Genomic DNA, 6501 nt, shown 5'->3' on the forward strand with positions numbered 1-6501 from the left:
AAGTCGCCGGTCGCGAGCACGGGGTCGGTGGGACGGTGATGCGGAACCGCGGAATTGGCGCCGGCAGCGACGATCGTCTCGAACGAGATGCCGTCGGCGCCGTGGCCGAGCATGCGCCATTCGAGGTCGCGGCCGACCTGCCTCTCGGTACGTCCCGGCCGGAGGCCGCCCTCGGCGATCAGGTCCGCCAGGGCGCGGTCGGCGGCGGCGCAGGCCGCCCGCAGCAGCTCGACCTCGTGCTCGTCCTTGACCATCCGCAGCTGTTCGACGAGGCCGGGTGTGGGCGTGAACCGGACGGCGCTGTCGAGTCGGTCCCAGCGGCTGCGCTCGTCCACGGTGACGACGTGGCTCTCGAAACCCCAGGTCGCGGTGCGTGCACCGGCGGTGGTGATCAGATGTGCGGCCGCGGCACGCGCGATCTCGGCCCGCAGGTCGGGCACCTGCTCGGCGACCTGCGTGAGGTAGCGGCCGTCGGTGCACACGAGGGTGCGGGATTCGTCCCGGTCGTCGTCGGTGGAGACGAGCAGCGCGGCGTTGGAACCGGTGAATCCGGTGAGGTAGCGGATGTTGAGCAGATCCGTCACCAGCAGAGCGTCGAGGTCGCGGTCTGCGAGCAACCGTCGGAGTGCGGATCGACGGGAGGCGTGATCGACGGGCATGTGCCCAACCTACCGCGCACATGGGTGTGGGCCGAGACACACTTACGGGACGACAGCCGTTACTCTCGGGCACATGAAACCCTGGTTGCTCCGCGGACTCGGGCTCGCCCTGGTCCACGTGGTCGTGCGCGTCCTGCTCGGTGCCGCTCTGGTCCAGTGGCCTCTGCAGGGGTCGGTCATGCGCTGGCTCGCTCTGGTCGTCGTCATCCTCGCCGCAGTCGTGTGGGCGGGGATCGACGGGATCCGCGACCGCCGCGCGCATCCCGACCCCGACCGCGGTGAGGACCTGACCATGCGCTGGCTCGCCGCCGGGGCGGTGACGGGTCTGCTCGGCGGTTTCCTCACGTGGCTCGCCGATGTCGTGCTTCCGGTCTCGGTCGGCGTGAAGTCGCTGCTGTTCGAACTCACCTCCGGCGCGGCGTTCACCGTGCTGCTCGTGTTCGTGCCCGCGATGGTTGCCGTCGTGGCCGGCCGGTTCTTCGCGAACCGAGGGCAGAAGGAGGACGGCCGATCGAGAGCGGACCGCGCCCGGACACCGGAACCCGCGGCGACGGCGGGCAACGGACCGGCGGCGGACGATTCCGCAACGCAGTCGGCCTCGGACGGCGCGCAGACGCAGTCGGCGTGGCGCAACGACGAGGCCCCCACCGAGACGTTCCCCGCCATCGACCCGAACGCTCCGCGCCCCGAACGCTGACCGGATAACCGGCCACAGAAAACGGCCGTCCCGAGTCGGCGCCACCGTCGGATCACTCACGTCCGGTACGGTCGCCCCCCGTGACCGACACACGAACCGACGATGGAGCGCCGTCCGGGGGCAGTCCGGCAAAGCCGCACGGAGCTGCGACAACGCTGCGCGCAGGCCCCGCAACCCGGCAGCTTCCGACCGGTACCCGCCTGCTCGCGGTGGTGAGCGCGCTGATCGGGATCGCCGCGGCGCTCGCGATCCCGTTCCTGCCGGTGCAACAGACCGAGGCGTCGGTGTCGTGGCCGCAGTCGGGCAGCGTGGCGTCGGTAACCGCACCGCTGGTGTCCTACGCACCGATCGCCCTCGAGGTCACGGTGCCGTGCGCGGTGGTCGCGGACAATGCGGCCGGCGCGACGCTCGTGTCGACGTCCCCACTCGGCGCGCCCGGCAACGAACGCTACGGAATGCTCGCGCGCGTGGTGCCCGCCGGCGACTCCGCCCGGGCCCGGTTCGAGATCATCTCCCGTCACACCGTGCTGCTGTCCGCGCCGCTCGACGAACTCGGCCGCGACTGTGCGGTGACGGTGTCGGCCGACCCCGAGCGCACGGTGGTGACCGTCACCGGCGGCGGTGGCGCGGCCGGGCCCGTGGTGTTCGAGCAGGATCTGCGCCCGCAGATGGTCGGGGTGTTCTCGGCGCTGTCCGGCGCCGCCCCCGACGGTCTGTCCGTGACCGCGCAACTCGATACGCGCTTCACGACCTCCCCCACGCTGGTCAAGTTCGCCGCGATGGTGGTCGCGGCGCTCGCCGCGGCGCTCGCGTTGTGGTCGCTGCACCGCATCGACATCGCCGACGGGCGCCGGGGTCGCCGCTTCCTGCCCGCGCGGTGGTGGTCGTTCGGCCGCATCGACGCCGTGGTCGTGACGACCCTGGTGGGCTGGCACGTGATCGGCGCGAACACCGCCGACGACGGGTATCAGCTGGGCATGGCCCGCGCCGCCGGCGAGGCCGGGTACATGGCCAACTACTTCCGATGGTTCGGCGTGCCCGAAGCGCCGTTCGGCACCCCGTTCTACGACGTGCTGGCGTGGATGACTCAGGTGTCGACGGCGAGCGTGTGGATGCGGTTGCCGGCGCTGGTCGCGGGCCTGTTGTGCTGGTGGGTGATCAGCCGGGAGGTCGCGCCGCGACTGGGCAGCGCGACCCGCCGCAGCCGGTTGCCGTTGTGGACCGGCGCGTTCGTCTTCCTCGCGTTCTGGCTACCGTTCAACAACGGGTTGCGCCCGGAGCCGATCGTCGCGGTCGGGGTGCTGTTGACGTGGTGTTCGGTGGAGCGGGCGATCGCGACCCGGCGGCTGCTGCCGGCGGCGGCGGCACTTCTCATCGGGGCGTTGACGGTCACCGCCGGACCGTCCGGGATCATCTGTTTCGCGGCGCTGATCGCCGGAGCGCGACCGGTGACGCGGATCGTTGTCGCGCGCGCCCGCTCGGCGGGCCGGGCGGCGGTGCTGCTGCCGTTGATCGCGACGGGCCTGGTGGTGCTCGCGCTGGTGTTCGCGGACCAGACGGCCGCCGCGGTCCTCGAGATGCAGCGGGTGCACACGGCGACCGGACCGAACGTCGCGTGGTTCCTCGAGTACCTGCGCTATCAGTACCTGATGCAGATCACCGTCGATGGTTCGCTGTCGCGCCGTTTCGCGGTGTTCACGATGGTGCTGACCCTGGTGGTGTGCACATTGGCGTTGCTGCGCCGTGGGGGTCGTATCCCCGGCGTGGCGGTGGGGCCGTCGCGCCGCATCGTGGGGATCACCGTCGGCGCAATGGTGCTGATGATGTTCGCGCCCACCAAATGGACTCACCATTTCGGGATCTATGCGGGATTGGCGGCGTCGGTGGCGGTGGTCGCCGCGATCGCTGTCGGACCGGCGGTGCTGCGGTCGCGACGCAACCGTGCGCTGTTCGCTGCCGCGGTCATGTTCGTGGTGACCATGGCCTTCGTGAGCACCAACGGCTGGTGGTACGTGTCGAGTTGGGGGGTGCCGTGGTGGGACAAGGCACCGTCGATCGGAGGCCGGGGATTTTCCACGGCGCTCTTCGCGATGACGGTGCTGCTGCTCCTGATCGCGGCCTGGCAGCACATCCGTCCTGGCGACGGTCCGGACCGGCGGCCGTTGACCCGATGGTGGACGATTCCACCGCTTACCGTCGCGGCCGCAGTGATGGTCGCGTTCGAGGTGCTGTCGCTGGCCAAGGGCGCGGTGTCGCAATACCCGGGGTACTCGGTGGCGCGTTCGAACATCGACGCGCTGGCCGGATCGTCGTGCGGTCTCGCCGGTGATGTGCTGCTCGAGACGGACCCGAACGCGTCGATGCTCTCCCCCGTCTCCGGGGACGTCGGCGCGGCTCTGGCAGGTGACGGGTCGACCGGGTTCACGCCCGGCGGGGTTGCCGACGATCTGACGGCCGACGAGGAGGATCTCGCGGTGGGTACCGCGAACACCGTCGCCTCGACCAACGAGGACCAGGACACCTCCACCAACGTGGCCGGCACCGCCGGCGGTATGGGCCGTGAGGGTGTCAACGGCAGCCGGGTGGCGCTGCCGTTCGGCCTCGACCCCGGCACCACCCCGGTGCTGGGCAGCTATCGCAGCCCCGGCGCGTCCTCGGTGACGTCGGACTGGTACCGGTTGCCGGAGGCCGACGGTTCCGGCTCGCGTGGCGATCTGATCGCCATCGCCGCCGCGGGCCGCATCCGGTCGGTGGACGCCGACGGTGTGGAAACCTACGGCCAGCGTCTCGACGTCGAGTACGGCGTGACCGGTTCCGACGGGCAGGTGCGGGTTCTCGGGGCGCAGACCCCGATCGATATCGGCCCCACCCCGGCGTGGCGGAATCTGCGGGTGCCGCTCGACCGGCTGCCCGCGGGGGCGGAGCTGGTGCGGATCGTCGCCGGCGACCAGGACATCGCCGACGAGCAGTGGCTCGCCTTCACGCCTCCCCGCGTGCCGCAAACCCGGACGCTGCAGGACGTTGTGGGCACCGATACCCCGGTGCTGTTGGACTGGGCGGTCGGATTGAACTTCCCTTGCCAGCGACAGATGTTGCACCGCAACGGCATTGCGGAGGTTCCGGAGTATCGCATCCTGCCGGACCGCATCGGTGCCGTGTCGACGACCCTGTGGCAGGACCACTACGGCGGTGGCCCGCTGGGATGGACACAGATGTTGCTCGGGGGCCGCACGGTGCCGTCGTACCTGGCGGACGACTGGGATCGTGACTGGGGATCGCTCGAGCAGTTCGTTCCGTTCGACTCCGACGCCGCACCTGCCGTGGTCGAGACCGACGGCACGACGCGGACGGGATGGTGGACGCCGGGTCCGATCCTGACTTCATACTGACGCATATCCCGCATACCCCGTGAAGTGGAGCGCATCAATGGCGACCTCGAAGTACCGGTCCATCCGTGTCGAGACGCGCGATCGGGTCACCACGGTGATCATGACGCGGCCGGACCGCCGCAATGCGGTGGACGGTGCGATGGCAGCGGAACTGGCCCAGGCGTTCGAGAACTTCGACGCAGACCCCGGGGCCGATGTCGCGGTGCTGTACGGCGAGGGCGGAACCTTCTGCGCCGGAGCCGATCTGAAAGCTATCGGAACCGACCGCGTCAACACCGTCGCGCCCGAAGGCAACGGACCGATGGGACCGACGCGTCTGATGCTGTCCAAGCCGGTGGTGGCGGCGATCGAAGGCTACGCCGTGGCCGGTGGACTCGAGATGGCGATCTGGTGCGACCTTCGTGTGGCCGCTGCGGACGCGACCTTCGGGGTGTTCTGCCGCCGCTGGGGCGTACCCCTGATCGACGGTGGCACGGTCCGACTCCCGCGTCTGATCGGCGCCGGCCGGGCAATGGACATGATCTTGACCGGACGACCGGTCGACGCGGCCGAGGCGATGACCTTCGGCCTGGTCAACCGCGTCGTCGAGCCCGGCACCACCCGAAAAGCTGCCGAACGCCTGGCCCGGGAGCTGACGCGGTTCCCGCAGACCTGCATGCGCAACGACCGTCGGTCCGCCTACGAGCAGTTCGGGCACACCGAGCAGGACGCGATGGCCTTCGAGATCCGGGTGAGCCTCGAGTCCCTGGCCACCGACACGGCCGCCGGCGCCGCCCGGTTCGGCGGCGGGGCGGGCCGCCACGGAGAATTCCCGTAGAACCGTCGCGGGCCGGGCGCCGCCCGCAGCTGCACGACGCACCGTCGCGGGCCATATCCTCGAACCGGGCGACGAGGACGGAAGGCGGACGATGACGTTCATCAAGATGTGTGGGCTGCGGGACGAGGCGGTGGTGGATCACGCGATCGCGCTCGGCGTCGACGCGGTCGGTTTCGTCTTCGCGGACAGTCCGCGCCGAGTGTCCGCCGAACAGGCGGTGCGACTGCGGTCGAGGGTCCCGGCGGCCACGATCGCGGTCGGGGTGTACGTGAGGATGCCCCTCGACGAGGTCGTGGCGACCGCACGGGCGGCGAACCTCGACCACGTGCAGGTGCACGATCTGCGTTCGGCGGATGACGTGCGTGTCCTGCACGAGGCGGGACTGACGGTGATCCGTGCCGTGAACACCACCGGCGTCGAAACGGCCTCCGCCGAGGCGCCGTCCGAGGACTTCGGCGCGGACCTGCTGCTGGTCGACGGCGCGGTGGCGGGCGCCGGGGTGAGTTGGGACTGGCAGGATCGCAGCTCGCTGCCGTCGGGGCGGTGGATTCTCGCGGGCGGACTGACCCCGGACAACGTGGCGCGCGCGGTCACGACGTCGGGCGCCTGGGGCGTCGACGTCTCGAGCGGCATCGAGTCCCGCCGCGGTGTCAAGGATCCGGCGTTGATGACGGCATTCGCAGAGGCAGTGCGCCACGCGCCCCGTGCAGGATCGGCGAGTGATGGGATCTGATGACCTGACGGCCGACTACCCGGATCCGGCCCCGGTGAGCGACGTGGATCTCGCGCATCTGCGGCGGTGCCTGGCACTCGCGGAAGAGGCGCTGGATGCGGGCGACGAGCCGTTCGGATCGGTGCTCGTCGACGCCCACGGCCGGGTGCTGGCGGGCGGACGACCGCAACCGCGTCGCCGACGGCGACCGCACCCGGCACCCGGAG

At 70.7% G+C, this 6501-nt stretch carries 5 protein-coding genes and 1 pseudogene; 5 read left to right on the forward strand and 1 reads right to left on the reverse strand.

Annotated elements, in window-relative coordinates; genetic code table 11:
• On the reverse strand, nt 1–659 hold a 659-nt coding region (locus Q8814_RS23445; protein ID WP_330154373.1), incomplete at its 3' end, for a M24 family metallopeptidase.
• A 73-nt stretch (nt 660–732) separates the two neighbouring features.
• On the opposite strand from Q8814_RS23445, the gene Q8814_RS23450 reads away from it, so the two are divergent.
• From Q8814_RS23450 to Q8814_RS23470, 5 genes and pseudogenes are all read left to right on the forward strand, one after another.
• Nucleotides 733–1356: a B-4DMT family transporter gene (locus tag Q8814_RS23450; RefSeq protein WP_330154374.1), complete on the forward strand. Its 624-nt coding sequence runs from the start codon at nt 733–735 to the stop codon at nt 1354–1356.
• A gap of 80 nt (nt 1357–1436) precedes the next feature.
• Nucleotides 1437–4745, forward strand: a complete 3309-nt coding sequence (locus Q8814_RS23455; protein WP_408015974.1) for an arabinosyltransferase domain-containing protein — start codon at nt 1437–1439, stop codon at nt 4743–4745.
• A 37-nt stretch (nt 4746–4782) separates the two neighbouring features.
• The gene (locus Q8814_RS23460; RefSeq protein ID WP_330154375.1) at nt 4783–5562 is read left to right on the forward strand and encodes a crotonase/enoyl-CoA hydratase family protein; all 780 of its coding nucleotides are present in this window, start codon (nt 4783–4785) and stop codon (nt 5560–5562) included.
• A 91-nt stretch (nt 5563–5653) separates the two neighbouring features.
• Entirely contained in the window at nt 5654–6295 is a 642-nt protein-coding gene (locus Q8814_RS23465; RefSeq protein ID WP_330154376.1) for a phosphoribosylanthranilate isomerase, read from the forward strand.
• Nucleotides 6285–6501 (forward strand): annotated as a pseudogene (locus tag Q8814_RS23470) (hypothetical protein); the annotation flags it as partial. The gene Q8814_RS23465 and the pseudogene Q8814_RS23470, both read left to right, overlap by 11 nt.

This window comes from Rhodococcus chondri (assembly GCF_036327435.1).
GTDB lineage: Bacteria > Actinomycetota > Actinomycetes > Mycobacteriales > Mycobacteriaceae > Rhodococcus > Rhodococcus chondri.

Excerpts from the sequence above, each read along its gene's own strand:
- Q8814_RS23450 (WP_330154374.1), top strand. The coding sequence starts at position 733 with ATGAAACCCTGGTTGCTCCGCGGACTCGGGCTCGCCCTGGTCCACGTG.
- Q8814_RS23460 (WP_330154375.1), top strand. The coding sequence starts at position 4,783 with ATGGCGACCTCGAAGTACCGGTCCATCCGTGTCGAGACGCGCGATCGG.
- Q8814_RS23465 (WP_330154376.1), top strand. The coding sequence starts at position 5,654 with ATGACGTTCATCAAGATGTGTGGGCTGCGGGACGAGGCGGTGGTGGAT.